This is a genomic window from Spirosoma flavum (genome assembly GCF_042686045.1).
Lineage (GTDB): Bacteria > Bacteroidota > Bacteroidia > Cytophagales > Spirosomataceae > Spirosoma > Spirosoma flavum.
In genome coordinates this window covers 357,038-381,546 of record NZ_JBHUOM010000048.1, presented here as the reverse complement: position 1 = coordinate 381,546, position 24,509 = coordinate 357,038, and the positions used below count along the sequence as shown (strand labels likewise).

21 protein-coding genes and 1 tRNA gene are annotated in these 24,509 nt (G+C 47.0%); 14 read left to right on the top strand and 8 right to left on the bottom strand.

Features of this window, described 5'->3' with window-relative positions; translation table 11 throughout:
- Positions 1-59: 59 nt before the first annotated feature.
- A complete protein-coding gene (gene der / locus ACFS25_RS30725; protein ID WP_381508873.1) occupies positions 60-1,367 on the bottom strand; it encodes a ribosome biogenesis GTPase Der in 1,308 nt (435 codons plus the stop codon).
- Positions 1,368-1,466: 99 nt separating this feature from the next.
- Positions 1,467-2,387, bottom strand: a complete 921-nt coding sequence (gene era, locus ACFS25_RS30720; protein ID WP_381508871.1) for a GTPase Era — start codon at positions 2,385-2,387, stop codon at positions 1,467-1,469.
- Positions 2,388-2,531: 144 nt separating this feature from the next.
- Here era and ACFS25_RS30715 point away from each other — a divergent pair.
- The 5 genes from ACFS25_RS30715 to ACFS25_RS30695 all read left to right on the top strand — a co-directional run bounded on the left by ACFS25_RS30715 (position 2,532) and on the right by ACFS25_RS30695 (position 6,303).
- A tRNA-Met gene (locus ACFS25_RS30715) sits at positions 2,532-2,604 on the top strand.
- Positions 2,605-2,792: 188 nt separating this feature from the next.
- Positions 2,793-3,461: a hypothetical protein gene (locus ACFS25_RS30710; protein WP_381508869.1), complete on the top strand. Its 669-nt coding sequence runs from the start codon at positions 2,793-2,795 to the stop codon at positions 3,459-3,461.
- Positions 3,458-4,723: a glycerophosphodiester phosphodiesterase gene (locus ACFS25_RS30705; protein WP_381508867.1), complete on the top strand. Its 1,266-nt coding sequence runs from the start codon at positions 3,458-3,460 to the stop codon at positions 4,721-4,723. The genes ACFS25_RS30710 and ACFS25_RS30705 overlap by 4 nt, the downstream gene beginning before the upstream one ends.
- A gap of 4 nt (positions 4,724-4,727) precedes the next feature.
- Positions 4,728-5,390 carry a hypothetical protein gene (locus ACFS25_RS30700; protein ID WP_381508865.1) on the top strand — a complete coding sequence of 221 codons (663 nt, stop codon included), beginning with the start codon at positions 4,728-4,730 and terminating at the stop codon, positions 5,388-5,390.
- A 37-nt stretch (positions 5,391-5,427) separates the two neighbouring features.
- The gene (locus ACFS25_RS30695; RefSeq protein ID WP_381508863.1) at positions 5,428-6,303 is read left to right on the top strand and encodes a metallophosphoesterase family protein; all 876 of its coding nucleotides are present in this window, start codon (positions 5,428-5,430) and stop codon (positions 6,301-6,303) included.
- A gap of 6 nt (positions 6,304-6,309) precedes the next feature.
- On the opposite strand, the gene ACFS25_RS30690 is transcribed toward ACFS25_RS30695, so the two are convergent.
- Positions 6,310-7,074 (bottom strand): hypothetical protein, encoded by a 765-nt coding sequence (locus ACFS25_RS30690; RefSeq protein ID WP_381508861.1) that lies wholly within the window; start codon positions 7,072-7,074, stop codon positions 6,310-6,312.
- Positions 7,075-7,200: 126 nt separating this feature from the next.
- Between ACFS25_RS30690 and ACFS25_RS30685 the strand changes: the two genes are divergently transcribed.
- Positions 7,201-8,829, top strand: coding sequence for an amidohydrolase family protein (locus ACFS25_RS30685; RefSeq protein ID WP_381508859.1), 1,629 nt, complete (start codon positions 7,201-7,203; stop codon positions 8,827-8,829).
- Between the two features lie 77 nt (positions 8,830-8,906).
- On the opposite strand, the gene ACFS25_RS30680 is transcribed toward ACFS25_RS30685, so the two are convergent.
- Complete coding sequence (locus tag ACFS25_RS30680) at positions 8,907-9,926, bottom strand: lysylphosphatidylglycerol synthase transmembrane domain-containing protein (protein ID WP_381508857.1); 1,020 nt, start codon at positions 9,924-9,926, stop codon at positions 8,907-8,909.
- Between the two features lie 65 nt (positions 9,927-9,991).
- On the opposite strand from ACFS25_RS30680, the gene ACFS25_RS30675 reads away from it, so the two are divergent.
- The 5 genes from ACFS25_RS30675 to ACFS25_RS30655 are packed head-to-tail and all read left to right on the top strand — an operon-like array spanning position 9,992 to position 15,269.
- Positions 9,992-12,103, top strand: coding sequence for a DUF7657 domain-containing protein (locus tag ACFS25_RS30675; protein ID WP_381508855.1), 2,112 nt, complete (start codon positions 9,992-9,994; stop codon positions 12,101-12,103).
- Positions 12,100-12,837: a glycosyltransferase family 2 protein gene (locus ACFS25_RS30670; RefSeq protein ID WP_381508853.1), complete on the top strand. Its 738-nt coding sequence runs from the start codon at positions 12,100-12,102 to the stop codon at positions 12,835-12,837. The genes ACFS25_RS30675 and ACFS25_RS30670 overlap by 4 nt, the downstream gene beginning before the upstream one ends.
- A gap of 3 nt (positions 12,838-12,840) precedes the next feature.
- Complete coding sequence (locus tag ACFS25_RS30665) at positions 12,841-13,275, top strand: DUF2304 domain-containing protein (protein WP_381508852.1); 435 nt, start codon at positions 12,841-12,843, stop codon at positions 13,273-13,275.
- A 6-nt stretch (positions 13,276-13,281) separates the two neighbouring features.
- Positions 13,282-14,049, top strand: a complete 768-nt coding sequence (locus tag ACFS25_RS30660) for a glycosyltransferase family 2 protein (RefSeq protein ID WP_381508851.1) — start codon at positions 13,282-13,284, stop codon at positions 14,047-14,049.
- Positions 14,046-15,269, top strand: a complete 1,224-nt coding sequence (locus ACFS25_RS30655; protein ID WP_381508849.1) for a glycosyltransferase family 9 protein — start codon at positions 14,046-14,048, stop codon at positions 15,267-15,269. The genes ACFS25_RS30660 and ACFS25_RS30655 overlap by 4 nt, the downstream gene beginning before the upstream one ends.
- Here ACFS25_RS30655 and ACFS25_RS30650 read toward each other — a convergent pair.
- Genes ACFS25_RS30650 through ACFS25_RS30640 form a run of 3 tightly spaced genes read right to left on the bottom strand, consistent with a single transcriptional unit; the run spans position 15,259 to position 17,546 of the window.
- Complete coding sequence (locus ACFS25_RS30650; RefSeq protein WP_381508847.1) at positions 15,259-16,167, bottom strand: nucleotide-diphospho-sugar transferase; 909 nt, start codon at positions 16,165-16,167, stop codon at positions 15,259-15,261. The genes ACFS25_RS30655 and ACFS25_RS30650 overlap by 11 nt on opposite strands.
- Complete coding sequence (locus ACFS25_RS30645) at positions 16,160-16,870, bottom strand: FkbM family methyltransferase (protein WP_381508846.1); 711 nt, start codon at positions 16,868-16,870, stop codon at positions 16,160-16,162. The genes ACFS25_RS30650 and ACFS25_RS30645 overlap by 8 nt, the downstream gene beginning before the upstream one ends.
- Positions 16,860-17,546, bottom strand: coding sequence for a class I SAM-dependent methyltransferase (locus tag ACFS25_RS30640; protein WP_381508844.1), 687 nt, complete (start codon positions 17,544-17,546; stop codon positions 16,860-16,862). The genes ACFS25_RS30645 and ACFS25_RS30640 overlap by 11 nt, the downstream gene beginning before the upstream one ends.
- Before the next feature lie 291 nt (positions 17,547-17,837).
- On the opposite strand from ACFS25_RS30640, the gene gcvP reads away from it, so the two are divergent.
- The 3 genes from gcvP to ACFS25_RS30625 all read left to right on the top strand — a co-directional run bounded on the left by gcvP (position 17,838) and on the right by ACFS25_RS30625 (position 23,830).
- A complete protein-coding gene (gene gcvP / locus ACFS25_RS30635; protein WP_381508842.1) occupies positions 17,838-20,741 on the top strand; it encodes an aminomethyl-transferring glycine dehydrogenase in 2,904 nt (967 codons plus the stop codon).
- A gap of 188 nt (positions 20,742-20,929) precedes the next feature.
- The gene (locus ACFS25_RS30630; protein ID WP_381508841.1) at positions 20,930-22,948 is read left to right on the top strand and encodes an OmpA family protein; all 2,019 of its coding nucleotides are present in this window, start codon (positions 20,930-20,932) and stop codon (positions 22,946-22,948) included.
- A 69-nt stretch (positions 22,949-23,017) separates the two neighbouring features.
- Positions 23,018-23,830 carry a tryptophan-rich sensory protein gene (locus tag ACFS25_RS30625; protein WP_381508840.1) on the top strand — a complete coding sequence of 271 codons (813 nt, stop codon included), beginning with the start codon at positions 23,018-23,020 and terminating at the stop codon, positions 23,828-23,830.
- A gap of 108 nt (positions 23,831-23,938) precedes the next feature.
- Here ACFS25_RS30625 and ACFS25_RS30620 read toward each other — a convergent pair whose 3' ends face one another.
- Positions 23,939-24,385: a peptidylprolyl isomerase gene (locus tag ACFS25_RS30620; protein WP_381508838.1), complete on the bottom strand. Its 447-nt coding sequence runs from the start codon at positions 24,383-24,385 to the stop codon at positions 23,939-23,941.
- Positions 24,386-24,509: the final 124 nt, after the last annotated feature.

The following is a 24,509-nucleotide window of genomic DNA, read 5'->3' as shown; positions in this document are numbered from 1 at the left end:
CGGCTCTATTTACTGATGCCTCAAAATTCCTGACCCTGACTGATTGACCTTGACAAACGTTATTTCTGTCTGAAAAATAGCGTAATCGGTACACCCGTGAAATCGAAGTGCTCCCGAAGCCGGTTTTCTAAAAACCGCTGGTACGATTCCTGAACGTATTGCGGCAGGTTGCAGAAAAATATAAATGTTGGCGAAGGCGTTGGCACTTGCAACATGTATTTGATTTTAACGAACTTTCCTTTTAGGTTCGGTGGCGGATATTTTTCAATTTCGGCCTGCATAGCCTCGTTCAGTTTCGAGGTAGTCACTTTCTTGGTCTTATTTTCGTAGACCTCCATTGCCTTTTCCATCACCTGAAAAATGCGTTGCTTCTCATGAACCGACGCAAAAATGATGGGAACGTAATCGATAGGCATCATTCGCTGAATCATTTCCTTACGCAGCACATCGGCTGTGCGGTGATCCTTCTCAACGGCATCCCATTTATTGACCATGATGACAACGCCTTTCTTAGCTTTGACGGCCTGACCAATAATATTCAGATCCTGCGCTTCCAATCCTCGTGTGGCATCGAGCATAATGATACACACATCCGAATCCTCCATCGCTTTAATGGAGCGTAGAACAGAATAAAACTCAATATTGGAGTCTACACGAGCTTTGCGCCGGATTCCGGCTGTATCAGTCAGGATAAAATCCTTACCGTAAGCTTTATAGCGCGTGTTGATAGCATCGCGGGTGGTTCCCGCAATATCCGTAACGATACTGCGCTCCTGTCCTGTGAGAACGTTCAGGAAGGACGATTTCCCTACATTTGGGCGGCCCATAATGGCAATGCGCGGAACACCGGCATCGGGGTCTTCAATCCCGTCATTTGGAAAATGCTTGACAATTTCATCCAGCAAATCGCCCGTACCTGTACCGGTTTGCGACGAAATAGGATACGGTTCACCCAAACCCAGTGCATAGAACTCAGAGGCACTATGCGACCGTTCAGCCGTTTCAGATTTGTTTGCGACTACATATACTGGCTTTTTAGACCGGCGTAATACATCGGCGAAATCCTGATCTAATCCTGTAATGCCAGTCTGCGTGTCGAGTACAAAGAGCAGGACGGTTGATTCCTGGATGGCAATTTCAACCTGTTCGCGGATAGATTCCTCAAATACATCTTCAGAACCAACCACGTAGCCACCGGTATCGATGACAGTAAAATACTTATCATTCCACTCGGCCGTACCATAATGCCGATCGCGTGTAACGCCACTTTGATTATCCATGATGGCCTGCCGCTGTTCCGTCAAGCGGTTAAACAGCGTGGACTTGCCCACGTTTGGGCGGCCAACGATTGCAACGATGTTTGCCATTTTTTTGAAGGAGGAAAGGGAGAAAGGGAGAGAAGGAGGAAGGGAGAGTAGCGCTTCGATAAGCCCATTATATTCTTTCCTCCCTGCTACTTTTCTCCTTTATTCGTCATAGCCCAGCCGCTTGAGCATACGCTCTTTTTGCCGCCAATCGGGTTCTACTTTAACGAATTGTTCTAGATATACTTTTTTACCGAAAAAGCGTTCGAGCTCTTCGCGAGCCATGATGCCCGTTTTCTTAATCATTTTGCCGCCTTCGCCAAGCAAAATTGCCCGTTGTGTGGCCCGTTCAACCAGAATCTCGGCTTGAATGACAATAATGTCATCTTTCTCCTTAAATCCCGTTACAACAACTTCACTACTATAGGGTACTTCTTTCTTGTAGTTCAAGAAAATCTTCTCCCGAATTATCTCCGATGCGAAAAAGCGTTCGGGCTTATCCGTTAATTCGTCTTTCGGAAAATAGGGTGGGTGTTCTGGCAGTCGGCTGATAATCCCCTCGAATACGCGGGCAACATTGAAATTGTTCAGGGCCGAAATAGGGATTATTTCCTGCGCCTTGAATCGTTCTTCCCAGTAAACGATTTTCTCGTTAACCTGCTCTTGCGTAGCGTGATCTATTTTGTTGATAAGCAACAAAACAGGAACCTCAGATTTCTGTAGCCGTTCGATTACATCATTTTCGTCGTGTAGTTCGAAAATATCTGTAACAAAAAGGACCACATCGGCATCTTCAATAGAACCACGCACAAAGCTCATCATAGATTCATGAAGCTTGTATAGTGGTTTAATGATACCGGGTGTGTCTGAGTAAACGAGTTGGAAGTCCTGTCCTTCGTGGGTTCCATTCAGGATACCCATAATTCTGTGGCGGGTCGTCTGCGCCTTTGCAGTAATGATGGACAACCGCTCTCCAACGAGTTGATTCATCAAGGTGGACTTGCCAACGTTTGGCTTGCCGACGATACTAACAAAACCGGCCTTATGATTGGCCGGAAAATTTTCAATAGTTTCCGTAGTCATTCGTAGGTGATCCCGCTGGCTGATTACCAGTGGCTTTAGCAGACAACTCTCTACTGAAAGAAAACGTTTCGGTAGAGAGAAAAACTTTTTTTGCAAAGGTATTTGTTTTTTTGAAAAGTTACCGTACTTTTGCAGACCAAACACCGCGGGATGGAGCAGTTGGTAGCTCGTTGGGCTCATAACCCAAAGGTCGCTGGTTCGAGTCCAGCTCCCGCTACTAAGCAAACGCCACTGAATTTCAGTGGCGTTTTTGCGTTTACCCCTTTCATATATAACATAATCCCCTTCAGCGCGGTTTACTTCATCTGACGATTATCTTCACGTAATAGAGTGGTCATATTTAGAAACAAATTTATTAATAGCTGCCAATTAGGATGTTTGATGTTGCTGGTAACGTCGGGTGCGATGGCACAAGCAACTGAACCCTGGCCCGTTCAACCAAGTATTTACTTCCCACAAGCACCGCCAATGGGTAAATGGCGTAAATCAATTGGGGCTGTATTCACGACAACACCTCCCGAATTGACCGAGGAGATTCGTGTGAATGTACCCGCTATTGATTTTAATATCCAGCGAGCTTTTGGGAAAAAGTTGTACTGGGTTGGTCGTATACAGACCCAATTTGTGCAGAGCAATCTGGCTCTGGGCCTGCGGTGGGCAACGCCACTTACAAATCGACTATCAATGTCGGCAGGGTATGACGTTCATGGTTGGTTTGGTGCGTTACTTATTAAGGATGTCTTTAATAGTCAGGCATATGGGATTGAAACATTTCCTAGTCTATCGGTAGGATACAGACTGGCAAGAAACCTCCAATTAACAGTTAAATCCGAAGCCATTATTGATCTCTATTACCGATCTCAGGTAGGTTCACTGGCTGTTGAATATGACCGCCGTGAAATCAATGGAGTAGCCTTTACATTTGTATTGGAGCAGCCTTTCTATAATAAACGTCACGTTTCTGTGGGACTTAGAGCAGCCTATTCCAACTTCAATTGGCAACTTTGGTCACTTTATGACACATTTGACCGAAATCTCTTCTATCCTCAACTTATTTTTGGTTTTATTCTGTGAGACTGATTCTTTATAGCTTCCTGGGCTTATTTCTGATAGCGTTCAACAGTTGTCGGAAGGACTATGAAGCGCCTGTACCGTATAACTTTACCAATACACCTGGTTCCGGTCGATTTGTTCCGTCTGTTCGGCAGGCAATGGAAGGGGTGTATGCTGTTACAACGGGCTCAGGTCAGTTTGGTGAGCAGGTTGCTCTGAAGTGGACATATCTCCTGAACGGCTCTGACACAACCCACTATTTATCAATTTTTACGGGAACTGACGCCGGATATTTCAACCTGGAGGGTACATCCCAAACGGATAGTTTAGTTGTAAATGGCTACTGGCGTAAGTTAGTTAATACGTTAACCGGTCTGGTTCACTTGACCATCAAAGCGAGGCATAACGGTCAATTACAACCTTTTACGGGTAGTTTGGCGCTGGGTGATACGCTTGTGCTGACTGGCTTATATGGCGAAAATACAGCCGACCCAACTCAACCTTTAATGCTCACGTATCGTCGTCCGCTGAACCAAAAACCTTTTTCAATTATGGCTCACCGGAGCGGGGGCCGAACGTCAGATTTGCTGCCTGCCTCAGAAAACTCCGTCGAAATTATCAAACTGGCATCGCGCCTGGGTGCAACGGGAATTGAAATTGATGTGCGCTATACCAAAGACGGTGTACCGATTTTATACCACGATAACACATTGAATCTCAGATTAATCAAAAAAAGTGGTCTAACCGGTCCTATTGAAGCGTATACGTATCAGCAATTAAACACGCTTGTCCGACTTGTAAATGGCGAAAAAATTCCGACGCTTGAAGAAGCTCTGGAAACGGTTGTTTCTAATACAGCATTGAATTTCGTTTGGCTCGATACTAAATATATTGGCCCAATGGATAAAGTACAGGCCATTCAGCAGAAGTACCGGCAAAAAGCCATGCTCGCCGGGCGCAACCTCCGAATTATAATTGGTTTGCCAACTACAGACGCGGTGGCCTCTTACCAAGCACTGGCTGATAAGGATAACACGCCAATTTTATGCGAATTAGACACAACTCTCACGCGAAATCTGGGTGCCCGAATTTGGGCGCCCCGTTGGACACTCGGTCCGCAGACGGCTGAGGTGTTGGCCATGAAAGCCGAGGGTCTAACCGTATTTGTCTGGACCCTTGATGAGCCGGAATTTATTCGGGAATTTATTAGTCAGAACAATTTCGATGGTATTCTGTCTAATTACTCGTCAGTTGTTGCGTATTATCATTATACCGAACAGTAAGTCTATGCGAGGTTGTTTACATATAGTTGCCTTTTGGATATGTCTGTTCACGATCAGTCCAACTGCTTACGGGCAGCAAGAGCAAATTAGCCGCACAGGGGCAGACTCAACAGATATCAAGCGTGGCCCTTACACGATTGTGGTGTCGGCGGGTGGTGGGTTATCCTATTACTCGACACACCTTGGCGTTCCGGCTGCTATTGAACAAGCACATGTCAGTCGGTTTGGGGTACCCGGATCATTGCGGGTGATGTGGTATCCCGACCATCGGTTGCGCATGGGACTGGAAACGGGTTGGACAACAATGTATAGCTACCGGGGAAAAGTCGCGGGAGAATCGGCACACGTATACGTGTCAGCGGTTCCGGTTTTACTGGTATTTTCGATGCCATTAGGCTGGCTTAAAGGTAGTGACCGGAGTTTGACCCGGCGGCTTGCTATAACCGCCGGAACGGGTGTATACTTAAATTATTCTCGTTTGGATTATGCCGGAACGGTTATGGCTAACACCACTAGTTTAGGCTGGATGGCGGCAGGATCATACACGTATCCTCTGGGTCGGCGTTTTAGGCTAGCAGGCGAACTGAAGTGGTTCGACGCGATAGCAGCTGAAAACGCTGCGTTTACGGCTGAGATTCAACTTGTCTGGCGTGCATTTTCATGGTAAAAACTCAGCTTAACGGTAGTAACTAACACGTTACGTTATGAATCAGGAAGATAATAAACGGGAAATTTTGTTTCTGAGTGATACGCAGGCACCCATGTGGGTTGAGCGACTGGTACTGCGAACGCATCAAAATACGAAGGCAACGAACACCATTTTTAATGAAATTATACAAATAAAACCGGCAGTGCTGTATTGGCTGGGTGATATTGTTTCATTGGGATATCGTAACAACAAGTGGCGAATTATTGACCAGTTTTTGGCTAACTGTACCACTGTTGGTACGGCGGTTTACGCCATCATGGGTAACCACGACGTGATGGGGAGACCTCGAAAAGGAGCCAGGAACTTCCAGCAACGTTTCCCGGAACATAGTCCCACCGGCTATGTAAAAATAACAGATGCCATTGCGGTGGTAATGTTAAACTCCAATTTTAGCATTCTTTCAGTCGCTAATTTGGTTAAACAGCAAACGTGGTACGAGCAGACGTTAAAAGACTTAGATGAAGACCCGACGGTAAAAGTCGTTATCGTCACTTGCCATCACGCCCCTTACTCAAATAGTAAACTGGTCGGTTCATCCACGTTAGTACAGCAGCGATTTGTGCCTGCTTATGTTCGGTCGCAGAAAGGACGTTTGTTTATCACGGGTCATTCGCACGCGTTTGAGCGATATAATTTCGAGGGAAAAACATTTCTGGTCATCGGTGGGGGTGGTGGACTACGGCAACCGCTGAATATGTCGCCAAGTCGATTGCCCGATTTGGCAACAGATTATAAACCATTGTTTCACTACCTGTCTGTCAGGCGCGAAGGCGAAGGACTAGCGTTGACTTCTTATTGTCTGAAAAAAGATTTCTCAGGATTTTCGGAGGGGTACCACTTTGAGATTCCTGCGGAGGTAACTATTTCCTAAGCGACATTATTCTTCAGATACCGTTCCGGCTCCCAGATTCGAAAATAACGTTTGCCAATATTGCGTTACAGCCGGGTTGTTTTCCTTAACTGATGCGTTCGGTTCGAAAGGTAAAATCATTGTTATATCAGGACTGCCAATTGTGTAGCGTTTTAGTTGCCCGACATCGGTTTTAGCCCACTCGTCGGCCTGGGCGTTGTTTTTAGGGGGTGTTATTTGAAAATCACGTCGATCATTACCCTTAACACTTTCGATCATGTCGCTGAGGTAGTAGACTTTTACCATCGCTCCTGATTCATTGGCTTTGGCAATAACGGGTAGACTGGCCCAAATATCGGTTTCCTGATTGGAGGACCCGGCGTTTTGTGCGCTCAACTGCTGCAACACGCGCTGCCGTATCTGTGTTTTTTCGCGGGTCAGAGCCATATCGAATTCTGTTTCAGCGGCTTCCCGGTCAGTGGCACTGGCAGCCGATACATCTTCCATCTCGGTGCGCGCTGTCAGATTCAACGCGCGGGCTTTAGATGTGTTTTCGTGGATAAAATAAACTTCCAGCTTATCGCCTTTCTGCCGGATATTCTGCTCAATAATGTCACTTAGAACGTGCTGATATTTTTGTGATACAAAGGCGTTATTGATGTTGACGCTGCGCGTTTTATCCAAGAAGATCAGTGTATAAATCGGCTCGTTGATGCGCGCTTTCGTCTTGTTCCCATCGCTGGAACAGGCGCTTAAAAGAAGTAGTATAAAAAAGGCAATGTATTTGATCATGAGTTTTTACGGGTCAAACCCGCGATAGGTTAATTACTGATTCCTTGCATAAAGTAAGGTCGGTGAGGCAAAAGTCCGGTAGTTTCTCTTATCTTACAACTGTTTACCCGAACGATCTTCTTAGATATGACCAAAATTTATACCCGACTCATCCTCTCAGTTGCTTGTTTGTTCCTCACTATTTATTCTTCATTGGCTCAGGTCGAAAAGTCCCCTGCGCGTCATGAAGGCGAGGGACCATTCGGCAAACTCATCATTCGCGGGGTCACACTCGTCAACAGTACGGGTGCTCCTCCGATTGGACCCGTTGACATTGTAGTAGAAAAAAACCGCATTACGCAGATAAAACAGGTTGGCTATCCGGGCGTTCCAATTGATCCGAAAGGTCGTCCGCAAGCCGCTTCCGGCGATAAGGAACTGAACTGCGAAGGTATGTACCTGATGCCCGGTTTTGTGGATATGCACGGTCATATTGGTGGACAGGCGCAGGGGGCTAATGCCGAATACGTTTTTAAACTATGGCTTGGTCATGGCATTACAACCATTCGTGACCCGTCCTGTGGCAATGGCCTCGATTGGGTGCTTGAACACCGAGCTAAGAGCGAGCGTAACGAAATTACGGCCCCGCGCATTAAGGCGTATACGGTGTTTGGTCAGGGAGCAAAAGAACCTATTAGTACGCCCGAACAAGCCCGCGCCTGGGTACAGCAGAATGCCAAACGTGGCGCCGATGGTATTAAGTTTTTCGGTGCGGAGCCAGCTATATTCCGAGCGGCATTAGAAGAAAACAAAAAACTTGGCTTGCGATCAGCTTGCCACCATGCCCAATTGGAGGTAGCCCGGATGAACGCCCTGGCAACGGCTAAAGCGGGCCTGACGTCATTGGAACACTGGTACGGCTTACCTGAGGCCTTATTTGATGATAAAACGGTTCAAAACTATCCGGCTAACTACAATTACAGCAATGAGCAGAACCGTTTTGAAGAAGCGGGTAATCTCTGGCAGCAAGCGGCCAAACCCGGCACCGAGCGCTGGAATAAGGTGATGGACGAACTCATTGCAATGGATTTTACTCTTGATCCAACCTTCAATATCTACGAAGCCAACCGCGAATTGATGCTGGCCCGTCGTGCTGAATGGCATGACGATTATACCATGCCAAGTCTGTGGCGGTTTTATGGCCCGAGTCGTATTTCGCACGGATCGTACTGGCAATCGTGGGGAACCGAGCAGGAAGTGGCTTGGAAAAAGAATTATCAGCTCTGGATGACCTTCATCAACGAATACAAAAATCGAGGGGGACGCGTCACGGCGGGTTCTGACTCGGGGTTCATTTACCAATTATACGGCTTTGCCTATATTCGGGAACTCGAACTTCTGCGCGAAGCGGGGTTTCATCCACTCGAAGTAATTCGGGCTGCAACACTGAAAGGGGCCGAAGCACTGGGCATGGCCGATCAGATTGGTTCAGTGGAGGTTGGTAAGCTAGCCGATTTCGTTATCATTGATCAGAATCCATTGGCTAATCTGAAGGTGCTTTACGGTACCGGCGCTATTCACCTGAACGATAAGAACGAGGTTGAACGCGTTGGGGGGGTTACCTATACCGTGAAAGACGGCGTGATCTATGATGCTAAAAAACTGCTGGCTGATGTTCGGAAAATGGTGACTGATGCTAAGCAGAAAGAGAATTTTGAGATAACACAACCGGGTGTTGCTCCCAGACCGGGGAAGGTGTCGACCGGCAAGAACTAGTCCCTCAGGCGCATTAATTTTCACTTACTTCTTACGGAAACGTGGCCTTTGGTAGGTCTGTACTGCATGAGATTCAGTTATTGATTTTCATGTAGTACAGGTTGGCTATTAGCGAGTCGTTTTATAAGAAGCGAGAGTGCACCCACGCCCAGTACATTCAGGAGTAAATTGGCCGCCATTTGCACCGCATGAATGAACGAGGCCACAATGACCGCTTGTGGATAGGTAAGTCCATACAGCGAGAGTGCATATGCCGCGGCTATATGAAAACTGCCAACTCCGCCCTGCGTTGGAGCCGCAATGCCACTAATGGATACGAACGAATAAAATGTTAGTAGACCACCAAGCGTTATATCTCGCGAAATAGGTAAAGCCAGAAGGATTATATAGTAGGTTAGAATGCCAACTAACCAAAGCACCAGTGTGTAGAGAATAAAATAAATCAACTTGCTCGATTGATTTACACTAGTCAAGCCACCAATGAACTGACGGCCAAAGCGTTTCGCTTTATCGACGATTATAATCCATGTAGACGACTTTTTGGCAAGAATTTTGACCATAATGCCTACTAACAGCAATAGGCTAACCGCAATGATTAGTAATGTCGTGACGTTGGCAAATCGGTCGAAAAGGGACGAATGGTTGAGCGTTGCCCAGAGTCGTCCCAATAAACCCGGCTCAACCAGAGCTGTTAGTCCAATGCCGAATGCCATCATGAGTAGATCGTAGGAACGTTCGGCTACAACGCTGCTCAACCCGTAGGAAATGGGAACACCGTCGGTTTTCTGGAGTGTGCCACAGCGGGTCAGTTCGCCCGTACCCGGAACGACGAGATTCGCTAAATTGCCCGATAGAAGCGCAATCAGCAAATGGTAAAATGGTACAGAATATCCCATCATGCTAACAACAAGTTGCCAGCGCAGGGCTCGTAAGGTATAGTGGCCTAGTAGCAAAACGAAGGCCAAGGCAACTAATTGACTGTCAGCGGTGCGAATCGTCGCCCAGATATCGGAAAGGGGTATACCTCGCAAAGCCAGATATAATAATCCGATTGATGCGACAATAATGATAATATTGTACCCTTTTTTTTCGAACATGCGATGAATAGTCTACTTCCTCAACTTAATTTTGTTAATACCTGACCTGATTTATAGACCATTTTATGACAAAGAAAGGGAAAAAAGGAACCGCCCCGGCGAAAACAACTCTCCCACGTACTACCGTCACGACGTCAACTCCTCAGTCTGCTCCGACCGCTGGAACCCACTTTCGGGAACAAACACCAAAATCCACTTCATCCGAATCATCGCCAACCAGCCCAAATTCGTTTTTTATCAACTTTAAGGATTGGCGCGTTCGCTGGTATCTATACGTTGTCATTGGCCTGTTTGTCGGGTGTACCCTTCTAAAGTTTCATAACGTGTCGCTGGCTATCTGGAATCAGATTCTGCCCGATGGAGCACCCGCCGAGCGAGGGTTAGTATCAGGACAAGCCCGCCAGATTCGGATGGATGACTACGCCGTTTCGGTGCCTTGGTTATTGTCGAATGTGAATCAGGGCCTGCCCTTGGTGAACGAAGTTGTTGGTGGGGAGGAAATTGGTTTACTGATGCTGCCCAATCACCATATTTTCATGCTTTTCAAGCCCACCTACTGGGGGTTTCTATTTTTAGATACTGAGCGGGCTGTCTCATGGATGTACAATTTGAATGCCACAAGCGTGTTGATTTCCACCTTTCTGCTGTTTTTATTGTTGACGCAGAATAACGTGCTCGTTTCCATGACGGGCAGCATCTGGCTCTGGCTCTCGTCCGGATCACAATCGTGGGTGGGCGGGCCCAGTGTTGCTATTAGTTTTTTTGCTATCATGATTATAAGCGGCATTTATCTGCTGTTTTCCGAAAAACGGTCGTGGGGGCGATGGGCACTTTGGTCATTCCTGTTTAGCTGGTCCCTATTTAGTGCTGTTTTTCTCTTATATCCCCCTTATCAGGTGCCACTAGGGTACGGTTTTCTCCTCGTGTTTTTGGGCTTTTTGGTCAACAATATTCGCCGGGATTCACTGCAATATCAGTTAGGATTGAAAATTGGTGTTGGCTTACTAGGCGTACTCGTTCTTGGTGGTGTAATGTATCGCGTTTATCAGGATCTAAAACCTACCCTCGATGCCGTGACGGGCACCGTGTACCCAGGCAAACGTAGTGATGGGGGCGGAGGTGGATTTATTGCCAATTATTTTTCTGAGTATTTCAGCTGGCTCTACTCCGACAGCAAGTTTCCGAACGGCTGGTTAAATCATTGCGAACTATCACATTACCTGACGTTTATACCCGTTATCATTCCAACAGCCATAGCGAGTTTCGTGCTTAATCGCCGGGTTGATTGGATGATTACACTGTTGATGGGTTTCGTCATTGCCCTGTTAATCTGGATGCAGGTAGGCTGGCCACAATGGTTGGCTGACGCTACGCTTATGAGCATGAGTCCAACCCGCCGAACCCAAATTCCCCTCGGTGTGATTAGTGTAGTGCTAACGGTAGTTTACCTGAACTACATACAGAATAAAACCCGCGAGACAAGTACTCTGGTAAACGCCGGACTAGTTATTGCTGTGCTGGGGTATATGATTTATGCCGCTTATGTGAATATCAACGATGGGGCTGGTTTTTTCAAATCTTATCAACTATTTGTGCCGGTGCTGTTCTTCGCCTTCCTGAATAGCCTGTTATTGTTTACCATTCGATTCCAGTATAAAATTGCCGTTTTCTGCGTGGGATTAATACTATTCTTACTCCCTAACCTGAAAATTAATCCCTGGGCAGTTGGTCTGTCACCGATCACAGACCATACATTGTATAAAACCGTACGGGAAATCGGCGCTAAAGATCCCAACGCCCGTTGGGTAGTTATGGGTAGCCAATATCTATCCTACATGACAACGGCTACGGGGGTGAAACTAATTAGTGGCGTTAAGTTTATTCCTGAACGAAAAATCATGAAAGTGCTTGATCCTCAGGCCCGTCGTGACTCCGTTTATAATCGCTACGCCCACACCGTTTATAACACATACATTGATGGCAAGGACTCCGTTATCTTTCAAAACCCGTTCGAAGACGGGTATAACGTAGGTATTGACCCTTGTTCACCCAAGCTGAAAGCGCTCAATGTGAAGTACCTCATTTTTGATCGTGAGCCGCAGGCTGTTGAGATACGGTGCATGAAACTTATTAACACACTGGGGAGCATTCGGATTTATCAACGCACCGACTTGTGATAAAATCAGCGTTGTCAACCCGCATTTTAGTCGTGGTGCCCTGTTACAATGAGGAGGCCAATATCCGTTCTGTGGTCAATGAACTGATACAGGTGCGGGACCAATACGGCTATAATCTGGATGTGTTGGTGGTGAATGACTGCTCGACTGATGGGTCAATCCAGGAGATTCGTCAATTGCCTTGTCAGTATCTTAACTTGCCCATCAACCTCGGTATTGGCGGAGCGATGCATGGAGGGTATAAATATGCGCATCGACATGGCTACGATATTGCAGTGCAGGTAGACGGCGATGGACAACATCCGGCTGGCGAACTGCCTAAATTGTTGGAACCACTGCTGCGGAATGAAGCTGATGTGGTTATCGGTTCGCGGTTTCTGGACCATCAAGGCTTTCAATCTACGTTCATTCGTCGGTTGGGTATTCAGTATTTCCGCTGGTTAAACCAAGTGCTTACGGGCAAAGTTATCCACGATAGCACATCAGGATTCAGAGCCTTCAACCGGCGCACCATTGATATTGTTGATAACTATTACCCCGACGAATACCCCGAACCTGAAGCTATTGTACAGTTTGGGTTGCATGGACTCCGGTTGTGCGAAGTGCCTGTACAGATGCGTGATCGGCAGGGGGGAATATCATCAATCAACACCAGTCGGGCCGTTTACTACATGCTAAAGGTTACACTTGGCACTTTATTTGTGTATATTCGCTTGGCAAACAAACGCTTATAATTCATGGCCTCGCTTCCTGTCACTATTCAGATTATCAGCTTGCTGGGGGCGACTTTGTTCATGCTTGCTGTCTTCCGGCTCATCATAAAAGGGAAGTTGCGGGAGGAGTATTCAATCATCTGGATTTTCTGTACGATCATACTAATTGTCTTTTCGATATGGCGAAAAGGGTTAGAAGAGATTGCCCTTTTGCTGGGCGTTTTTTATCCACCTTCGTTGATATTCCTAGCTGCCATTTTTGCCATTACGGTATTCCTGGTTCACCTTTCCGCGGTCAATTCAAAACTTCAAAGCCAGATTAAAGCACTTACCCATGAGGTGGCGTTTCTGAAACAGGAAATGGCCGAATTGAAAACAGATCAGCCTGCCAAACTCGACCGGGAAACTGGTGTGTCAACTCGTGAAATGAACTGTGAACCTGAAGCAGCTCATTTGTAGTTAATTATGCTTCCCAAAATCAGCGTTATTACGCCATCTTATAATCAAGGCCAGTTTATTCGTCAAACAGTCGAATCGGTACTGTCACAGGAATACCCCAACCTCGAATATATTGTTGTGGATGGGTTGTCAACCGATAACACGCTCGATGTACTGGCTTCTTACAGCGTCGATCAGCTAAAGCTGATTACGGAGAAAGACCGGGGGCAAACCGATGCGATCAACAAAGGTATACGACTAGCAACGGGAGATATACTTTGCTGGTTGAATTCGGATGATATTTTTCTGCCGGGCGCTCTGCAAACAGTGGGTCAATATTTTGCCCAACATCCCGATAGTTGCTGGCTAACGGGAGACTGCCAAATCATAAACGAAGTCGGAAAGCCAATTCAGGGGCCGATACAGCTTTATAAGCGGCTGTTGCGAAGTCTGGTACCCGCCTTTTATTTGGGTCTTACCAATGCTATTTGCCAACCGTCAACCTTCTGGCTACGTTCGGCCCATCAGACGTTGGGGATGCTGGATGAGCAGTTACATTACACAATGGATTACGATTGGTGGCTGAGGCTTAACAAGTTGCATTCTCCCGCCATATTGACACAGCCGCTAGCCGCCTTTCGGATTCATAGCCAATCGAAGGGAGGGAGCCTGTATGGAAAGCAGTTTGCCGAAGATTATGCAACGCTATGTCGGTATAACACCTCCGTTCCCCTTCAGCACTTGCATGCACTACACAATCAACTGACTGTTAGTGCTTATAGGCTACTGAAATGAACTTGAACTCCTTAATTAAAGTACTGAAGCGTTCGCCTATTCTGCAAGGAGTATTGGTGCTGGCAGATGCTGGACTCTGGTTTATTGACACGCTGGTTATCTTGACAACCCGTCGGCCAAAAGCGCTTGTTCCAACGCTCCTTGTTCTGAAATTCGACCAGATTGGCGATTACGTTGCCTGGCGTAACTATTTGCGGGTGTTGCTCCAACACCCAATCTACAAAGGGTATCGTATCGTTTTATGCGGTAGTAGCTCATTTCGGCAGCTTGCTGAGCATTTCGATAGTGATGTTATTCACCAGTTTATCTGGGTTGATATTTATAAATTAGTTACGAGGCCGTTATACCGATTACAGTTGGCCCGCCAGCTTCGCCAATTGGGGGCTACCGTTTCAATTAACCCAACCTACAGCCGCGTATTGGTGCTGGACGACTACCTGACCCGGGTGACAGATGCAGCGGTGAGGATCGGCTGTGCAACCGATTTCACCAATACCAAACGCTGGGAAGCCTGGCTTGGTAACCAGTACTTCACGCAACTTCTGCCTACTGGAACCGACATTGTTTTCGAAGTAGAACGATATCGGTGCATCTTTTCAGCTATAATCGGCACCGAGCTTTCTCCACAACTCCCACATTTTCCGGTTGACGGCTTGCCAGCGGTTGAGTTACCGCCCCGGTACGCTATTGTTGCGCCGGGAGCCAGTGCAATCGAAAAAATATGGCCAATGGCGAATTTTGCCGGAGTTATTACTCAGTTACAACTTACCCATTCTTTCAACTGGATCGTTACCGGAACGCAAGCCGAACATCATTTCTACCAGCAATTGCGGCAGTTGCTGCCTTCCCATATTCTTCTCACCGACACAACAGGACAGCTTAGTTTGCCGCAACTGTTACAAGCCGTTTCCGGGGCCGTTTTTGTCTTGTCTAACGACTCCGGCACGGCACATCTGGCGGCAGCCTTTCATACCCCCTGTGTGGCGGTTTCGCATGGGCTAGCCTTGGGCCGGTGGAGCCCTTACCCTGAAGCTTATGGGTTGCCCATACGACACGTTTATCCGCCTTATATTAACCAACATCTCACCAATATAGATGCAATTGCGCCTGATTTTCAGAAACAATCGCCCTTAAGCATTCGTGATGTGCGGGTTGAAGATGTGCTTGCTGCAACTGAAATGTTATTACGTGATCCTGTTGCCAAACCACTTACCGACTGAACAACGCCTTGATGGGGAAGTATACAAACTCCACGAATTTCATGTACCAGGGCTGTCGGTGAATGTGCTGAGCCTCGTACCAATCGGCTTCCTGATTAATGGATATGTCGCTGGGATGAACCAAATGGGTTATGCTACCATATCGTAATTGATCAAGCCATTTAGGTTGACGCAGGGTGTGGGTAGCATCCATACCGAAGCCAATATTTCGGATTAAGCTTACCGCCGGAATGATAGATAGCCCATTATGACTACGTACCGCCACTAACCACTGAACATCCCAGGTATCCATTCGGCCAGCCTGAACTTGTTTGATGTACCACTGTTGCCGGTCCGAAAAATAGGGTGGTTCCAGTTTTAAGTTGCGTAGATTATCCGTTGGGTCAACCTTATAATGCGCCCAGGCTCGTCGCCAGGTAGCCCATCCCCAAATAGGGGTGAAGCCGGAAAAATAATAAGAAGCTTCTTTAAAGAGTTGATTGTCTGGTTGAAAGGTAATTCCGCCGATGTGCATTACCCGTTCGTTGGAGCGGTAACGGATTAGCAGATCTGTACAAAAGGAAAAGAAAGTGAGGTCGGGAAGGCAATCGTCTTCCAGAATAATACCCTCTTCAGCATGGCTAAAAAACCAATCTATGGCTGATGAAACGGCCCGTTTACAGCCTAAATTCTGTTCCTGAAATAACGTATAAACAGCGCAATCCCAATCGATCTGGTTGATAATCTGCCGGGTTTGTTCACATAGAGACGCTTCGCCCGCTTTGTGTGGACGAGGACCGTCAGCCGCCACAAATAGCTGTTTGGGTCGGGCCTCTCGGATAACAGTAAAAACGGTTTGTGTGACAACAGGACGATTAAAAATAATGAACAGAACTGGAGCAGTTGGCACATCAGACATTGGCGTCGTCGCTGGTGAACAGCAAAGTTTTAAGCGTTTTCCCCACCATCCGGTAGCCTAGACTGGTCAAATAAGTATAGACATCTGATTGAGTAGGTCGTTCGATAGAAAACGCATCGTCTTCAACCATAATAAACTGAGGCCGAAATCGATTCCAATCGTTGCTTTTTAATACATCCAAATCGCCCCCCTCCACATCAATCGTCAACAGATCAATCGTCTGACCAGGGGGCAAATGCTCAGTAAGTACATCTCGGAGAGGCTGGGTAACAATCTTGTGCGTATTCAAAATAGCGTAAGGGGTGGCCGTATCTGCAGCGCGCTGCAACGACAATTCTTTCGAAAATCCATTCAGCGCTGGGTCATCAAAGGCGTAAAAATCGAATGTGCCCGCTTCTGTCGAGATACCAATATTCAGGTTAATATCACGGCTGCGCAGTAAATCGAATGTGCGTTTACTACCGGGTGTCGGTTCAATATTAATTCCCCGCCAACCTCGCTTGTAGAACAAATACGTATTCGAAAAACGGATTGGGTGGTGGGCACCTACGTCCACAAAAAAACCTTTATAATTCGGATTGTGGTCGTAGTACGGTTTCAGCAGAACGTCTTCACCATATTGAGCATACGACCGGCTGTACTTACGATACAGCAATGGAAACCGACGAATCAGGGTCGTAACCAGTTTGTGTTTAAAGCTCATGGGTTGTAGGATATGGCTGATTCACGGATAGTTGAGAATCCTGAATCGTCCGGCTTTTCTGAAAAAAACGTAATAGTTCGGCTAAGCCTAATCGGCCCGCAGCTATCAGAAATTTATACCAAATGGAATTGAGATGCTTTTCTGTAAACAGATGATAGTTTAACAGAGAGTAGACCTGCAAATTATATTTATTGGCAATGAAACGTAATGTTTTAGGCGTGTAAAAGGCGACATGCTGACCGTGATGGGGCGCGTAATACCACCACTGATCAGGCTTGGGGGCTGGTTCTGGAATAAGCTGTGTCGTGAAAAACACATTTCGCGAGTAGGCGAGTATTTTCTCTATTTCGGCTAGTGGGTCAGCAAAATGCTCAAAGCATTCTAAAGCCGATACCAGCTCAATACGTTCTGGAATTGTATCGAATCCTTTAGCCAGCAGATTGGGCGTAAATGGATCGGTGGTGTAATAATCATAACCAAAGTCGCGCATGAGTCGGGTAAACATACCGTACCCGCCGGCGTAGTCTAAAAATTTTTCCTGGCGATTAAAGCAAAAAAATAATAAGGCTATGGCTGACTTGGAGATAACTATATTCCGTTGCACTAAACCGACATCAGTTGAATTTATTGGATTTTGGTAAGCTTCGTTGAGCCAATAAGGATCTTCTGTTTGCACGAACCCGCAGGTTGGGCACTGGTGGTAACCAATGTCGTATTTGTTTAAAACTGTTGTTCTGAATAACAACTGAGTCGGGCTATGGCAAATTCGACAATTCATGTACGAAGAAATTGACATTAAAATTTATTGGCGTACCCCGTAGGTGATATCGACGATAAAGAGCCGGTTACAAAAACGATGCCGAACCTTGTGTAATGGCTATCTGTTAGTTTAGCAGCATTAATTCAGCCGAAATTAACTGTTTTCGTATTAATTTTGATGCTATTATTTTGTACTTATCAGCAGACTATGCCGTTAAATATCCAGTATCAGGAATCGTTTGAAGACCGTCATCACGGTCAAACCGACGCGGCTCTGGCCGAAATGCTCCGTACTGTTGGAGCCGAATCCATTGATGAACTGATTGGCCAAACTGTACCAGAAGCCATTCGACTTGCGAAACCACTTAATTTACCCGCCCCTAAGTCAGAAGTACAGTTCCTAACCGACTTTAAGAAGATAGCCGGACAGAATAAAGTGTTTAAATCGTATATAGGCACTGGCTATTACGACACTCTTACGCCGAACGTTATTCTCCGTAATATTCTCGAAAACCCAGCCTGGTATACGGCCTACACGCCCTATCAGGCCGAGATAGCACAAGGACGGCTCGAAGCGCTGTTGAATTTCCAGACGGTTGTCTCTGACCTGACGGGGATGGATTTAGCCAACGCGTCGCTGTTGGATGAAGCTACGGCAGCCGCCGAAGCCATGCACATGCTTTTTGCGATGCGTCCGGCTCAAAAAAAATCAGCCAGCACGTTTTTCGTCTCGGAGCGGTGCCATCCACAAACAATTGACGTGTTACTGACGCGGGCAACACCTATCGGTGTCAACGTTTTAGTTGGCGACCACCGTACCGTTGACCTAACGAATGGCGAAATTTTTGGCCTGTTGCTGCAGTATCCAGCTTCAGATGGCGAAGTATTCGACTATACTGATCTGATTGCTACGGCTCACGAACTAAACATCACGGTTTCTGTGGCCGCCGACTTACTGGCGCTGACTTTATTGACCTCACCCGGCGAAATGGGCGCAGATGTCGTCGTTGGTTCGTCGCAGCGTTTTGGCGTACCAATGGGTTACGGTGGGCCACACGCAGCGTTTTTCGCCACGCGCGATGCCTTCAAGCGGCAGATTCCTGGTCGGATTATAGGCGTATCGCAGGATGCTGAAGGAAAACCAGCTCTGCGGATGGCGCTCCAAACACGTGAGCAGCACATCCGTCGTGAGAAAGCTACCTCGAATATCTGCACGGCGCAGGTGCTACTAGCTGTAATGGCCGGAAGCTATGCCGTATATCATGGTCCACAACGGCTACGTGCCATCGCCGAGCAAGTACATGCACTCACCAAAGTATTTGCGACGGCGCTGCGCTGGAACGGCTACGAAGTGCTTACCGAAAATTATTTTGATACCGTTACCGTTCGCATTGACGATGCTGAATCATTGAGAAAATCAGCCCGGGCGGCACAGATCAATATTCGCTATCTACCCGATGAAGAGCATGTTAGCGTTTCATTTGACGAAGCTAAATCACTTCACGATGTGACCGAATTACTAACCGTATTCGGTATAAAAGCGGATATGGATGCCATTTTGGCGAGTTTAGACATTACGTGGCCAGAGCAACTCGTTCGTCAATCAGCCTATCTTACCCATCCAGTATTCAACACGCACCATACCGAACACGAAATGCTTCGGTATCTGAAATCATTGGAAGAAAAAGATTTATCGCTGGTTCATTCAATGATTTCGCTTGGTAGTTGTACCATGAAGTTGAATGCTACCGCCGAAATGATTCCAGTAACTTGGCCTGAACTGGGTAAACTGCATCCATTTGCGCCAAAAGATCAGACGGCGGGTTATCAGCAATTATTCACGGACTTAAATGCGTGGCTTTGCGAAATTACGGGTTTTGCCGCTATGTCGTTGCAACCCAACTCCGGGGCGCAGGGCGAATATGCGGGCTTGATGGTCATTCGGGCATATCACGAAAGTCGGAACGACCATCATCGTACCATTTCTCTAATTCCGCAGTCGGCGCACGGTACTAACCCGGCAAGTGCGGTCATGGCGGGAATGAAGGTTGTTATTGTTAAGTGTGATGATCGAGGCAACATTGATGTCGCCGACCTGAAAGCAAAAGCAGAACAATATAGTAATGATCTCTCGTGTCTGATGGTGACTTACCCCTCGACACACGGCGTATTTGAAGAAAGTATTAAAGAAATTTGCGCCGTTATTCACCAATATGGCGGGCAGGTTTATATGGATGGCGCGAATATGAACGCGCAGGTTGGCCTTACTTCACCCGCTACAATCGGCGCTGATGTATGTCACCTTAACCTGCATAAAACGTTCTGCATTCCGCACGGTGGTGGCGGACCAGGGATGGGTCCAATTGGTGTGGCTTCGCAACTGGTGCCCTTTTTGCCCGGCCATGCGTTGGTGCAAACGGGTGGCAGTCAGGCTATTCATGCTGTTTCTGCCGCTCCGTATGGTTCGGCCAGCATCCTGACAATCTCGTACGCTTACATCGCTATGATGGGTGGCGAAGGGTTAACAAATGCGACGAAACGAGCAATTTTGAATGCGAACTACATCAAAGCTCGCTTAGACGGTCATTACGAAACGCTTTATACGGGTACAAATGGTCGCTGTGCTCACGAGATGATTATTGATTGCCGGCCGTTCAAATCAGTGGCTGGCGTTGAGGTCGAAGACATTGCTAAGCGATTGATGGATTATGGATTCCATGCGCCAACAGTTTCATTCCCGGTTGCGGGTACCATGATGATTGAGCCGACCGAATCGGAATCGAAAGCCGAAATCGACCGTTTTTGCGAGGCCATGATTTCCATTCGTAACGAAATTCGCGAAATCGAAACGGGGGAAGCTGATCGGATAAGTAATGTGCTGAAACATGCGCCCCACACCGCTACGGTTGCTCTGAGCGATACCTGGAACCGGCCCTACAGCCGTGAGAAAGCCGTTTTTCCTTTACCACAGGTTCGCGCCCGAAAATTCTGGCCGAGTGTTAGCCGCATTGATTCAGCTTACGGCGACCGCAATTTAGTTTGCTCCTGTATTCCCGTTGAGGACTATGCAACAGAAGTTGCTGACGAAGTGGGCGTAAGTCAACAGGTTTAATTCTTCTAACGTAACGCGGGTGGAAACCCGCGATTTATGGCTACCATCTAGCGTCCATAAATCGCGAGTTTCCACCCGCGTTACGTTAGAATACCTCCCAATAAAAACCGATTGTATTCGTTTAAAGTAAGACCCGCTCAAATTTGCAGTATCTTGGGCGCGAACCGGCGATTTGCTTTTTTATTTATATGAGAATCAATACGTTATCTGTACTGCTTGTGGTGATGGGTATGGTCACCGGACTAACGGGCTGCAATTCGGCCATGCAGGCGTACAAAAAAGGCGTCCGTCATTACGATGCCGGTGAATACAATCTGGCTCTGAACCAGTTTCAAAAAGCAGCAAAAGGCAATATTGACCCCGCCCGCCTAAATTATTACACGGCCGAATCGTACCGCTTATCGAATCGCTTTGGCGAGGCTGTTCCATTTTACCAGAAAGCTATAGAAGCGAAGACAACCGAGCCAGATGCCAGCTTCAATTATGCTTACGCCTTAAAATCGCAGGGAAACTACGCCGGAGCACTGACGCAGTTGCAACAGTATGTGGCCAATGCACCCAGCACTACGGCAAAAGTCACATTGGATAAGGCGAAACGTGAAGTTGAAACCTTGCGGGTTATTGATGCAATTGCTAAAAATAAGTCACTTATCAACCTCCGTAATATGGGTAATCTGAACTCGCCGGGGGCTGAGTTTGCCCCCGTTGTACGTGGTGAGGATTTGATTTTTACGGCATCGCGCAAAGAACAGGTGTATAAAAATAATGGCCAGCCAATGCTGGGTCTGTACAAAATAAAATTAAGTAAAGCACTACCTAACCAAAAGCCCGACGAGACGGGAAGCACCGGTGCTGCGGGCCAACCTGAAGTATTTAGTACAAATATCTTTCAGGGCGATGTAAACGAAGGAACACCTGCTTTCTCGAAAGATGGTAAGACGATGATTCTGGCGCGGGGCAACAATGGGAAACGCAAAGGTGGATTAGATGTTGACCTGTATATCAGTCGGTTGGGAGATAATAGCAACTGGAGCCAGCCATTACGATTGCCTATCAGTGACTCAACCGCTTGGGATGGTTCGCCTGCGTTTTCCGCCGATGGTAAAACTCTGTACTTCGCGTCAAATCGCGCGGGTGGAGCAGGGGGTATTGATCTTTATCGCACCAGCATCGACGCATCGGGGCGGTTCAGCCGACCGGTTAATATGGGTCGCGACATCAATACAGCCGGTGATGAGATGTTCCCATACGTCGGGCCAGATGCCAAGTTATATTTTGCCTCAGATGGGCATCCCGGCTTGGGTAAGCTGGATGTATTCATCGCCACACGCTCGGGAGGGGTTACACGGGTAGAAAATATGGGCCAACCCATTAACTCGCCCGCTGATGATTTCGGCCTGATGTATACCGAACCAACGAAGGGCTTTGTCGCGTCAAACCGTACAGGTGGTAAGGGCGACGATGATATCTATTTCTTTCAGGAAGGTCCCGTTACAGACACAACTACTATTGCCCAGAAGCCACCGGCAAGTGCGCCTAAAACGGTACGCTATTTTATTGCCGGTACGATATCGGCTAACGAAACCCCCGTCGCTCCGCTTGATTCGGCACGAGTTCGGATTTTGGATGATGCTACCGGCCAGCCAATTGCCGAGGTTACAACGGGTCAGCCAGGAACATTTGGGAAGTATCCTTTGCAGGAAGGTAAAGATTATACAATTCTGGCTGAACGTCGGGGATATTTGACCCACCGGGAACAATTTACGATGCAGGGGAAAAGTATTCCCGCCATCTTCCTGACGAAGCCACAAACTGATACGACGTTCAACGTCCCGATTTTGCTTGATCGGTCAGTGCTTAATAAGACGTTTGTGCTGGAAAACATTTATTACGATTTGGATAAATATAACATTCGGTCAGATGCTTCGCCTGAACTCGACAAGATTGTTGTGATTTTGAAAGATAATCCCACGCTTAAACTGGAACTTAGTTCGCATACTGACTCCCGAGCCCCGGATGCTTATAACATGAAACTGTCACAAAATCGGGCGAAATCAGCCGTTGATTATATTGTATCTCAGGGTATTACGCCCGATAGGCTAGTGGCAAAAGGCTATGGTGAAACGCAGCTAGTGGTCAAAAACGCGAAGACAGAAGAAGAGCATCAGCGGAATCGCCGGACAGAAATTAAGATTCTGGAATTGTAGAATCCGCCTAGATAAACATTCAGATAACCCGTTGGTTGATAGTCATATCGGTCAACGGGTTATGTTTTTATGCAAAACGACAAACTGCGCCAATTCTTCGTCGTGTTTAGTATCGTTACACTCCTTGTAATGAACTACCTATCTAATGTGGGCGCATTTGGTGGGCAAACGAACGGAGCAGTCTCTGCTAAATACCATACGCTGATTACACCAGCGGGCTACGCCTTTTCTATTTGGGGAGTTATATTTTTGGGCTTACTGGCTTTTGCTATTTATCAGGGGACTGGTTCCCAGCAGGAAAATCCACGTTTTCGGGCAATAGGCTGGTGGGTTGTGTTGAACGCTTTTTGCAATGCTATATGGAGCCCACTTTTCAATACCGAACACATTGGTTTAGCGTTGCTGGTTATTCTGGTAATGCTGTTCTCCTTGGTAATTATTGAGCAACGATTACTTATCCGGCGTGGAGTTGACCTCCTTATTTCTACTGACCCGGATGCGACACTGCCCGAATCGCCTGCTTCGGCAACGGAGACATGGCTGGCCCGCATTCCTTTTTCGATTTACTTCGGCTGGCTTACTGTTGCTACTATCCTGAATACAACCGTTTATTTAAAGGCAACTGATTTCAGTTTGATGGGATTGAGCGAACAAACATGGGCAATGGCCATCCTAATTGTTGGATTGGTGGTGGGCGCTGTAATCTTTAATCGATATCGGAGCGTAGCCTATATTTTGGTCTTTGCCTGGGCGTATACAGCCATCGCTGTGGAGCAGAAAGGCTATAGCCAAGTTCAGTTGATAGCCGGAGCGGGGGCAATTTGTGCTATTGGCTTGGCAATTGCTGGTCTTATTTCTCGAAAAACGCCCGCCTACAGTTAACGTAATGTGGGCGGAAGCCCGCACAGCCCAAAGTTAACGGTGCAGATATTGTTTTTTCTACATTGTTGTTTTTCGGCTATACGGGCTTCTGCCTACGTTACATAGTTTCTAAGCCTGTTCGTCTTCCAGCACCGTGATGCTATTGATTTTGTCGCCCTGCTGAATTTGATCAATTATGTCCAAACCATCCACAACTTTACCGAAAACGGTGTGGTTACGGTCGAGGTGGGCAGTATTCTGACGGCTATGGCAGATGAAGAATTGCGAACCACCTGTATTGCGGCCCCGATGCGCCATTGATAAAACGCCCCGGTCGTGGTACTGGTTTTCGCCAGTTAGCTCACAGTCAATAGAGTAGCCTGGACCGCCTGAGCCAGTACCTGTTGGGTCTCCCCCCTGAATCATGAAATTAGGAATAACGCGGTGGAACTTAACCCCGTCGTAAAAGCCCTTTTTAGCTAGAGAAATAAAGTTATTAACCGCTTTAGGGGCATCTTTCTCGAAGAATTCAATGAGCATCGTGCCCTTGTCGGTATTCATTTGTGCCTTTGGCATAACTTGAATCAATTTTTGTTGTGATGACAAAATTACGATGATTTCCGGTCAAAGTTAGACTGCCGGTTATAACTCTTTGCACCATTCCTCAAAATCAAGTTGCCAATTTATTCTTCGAATAAGT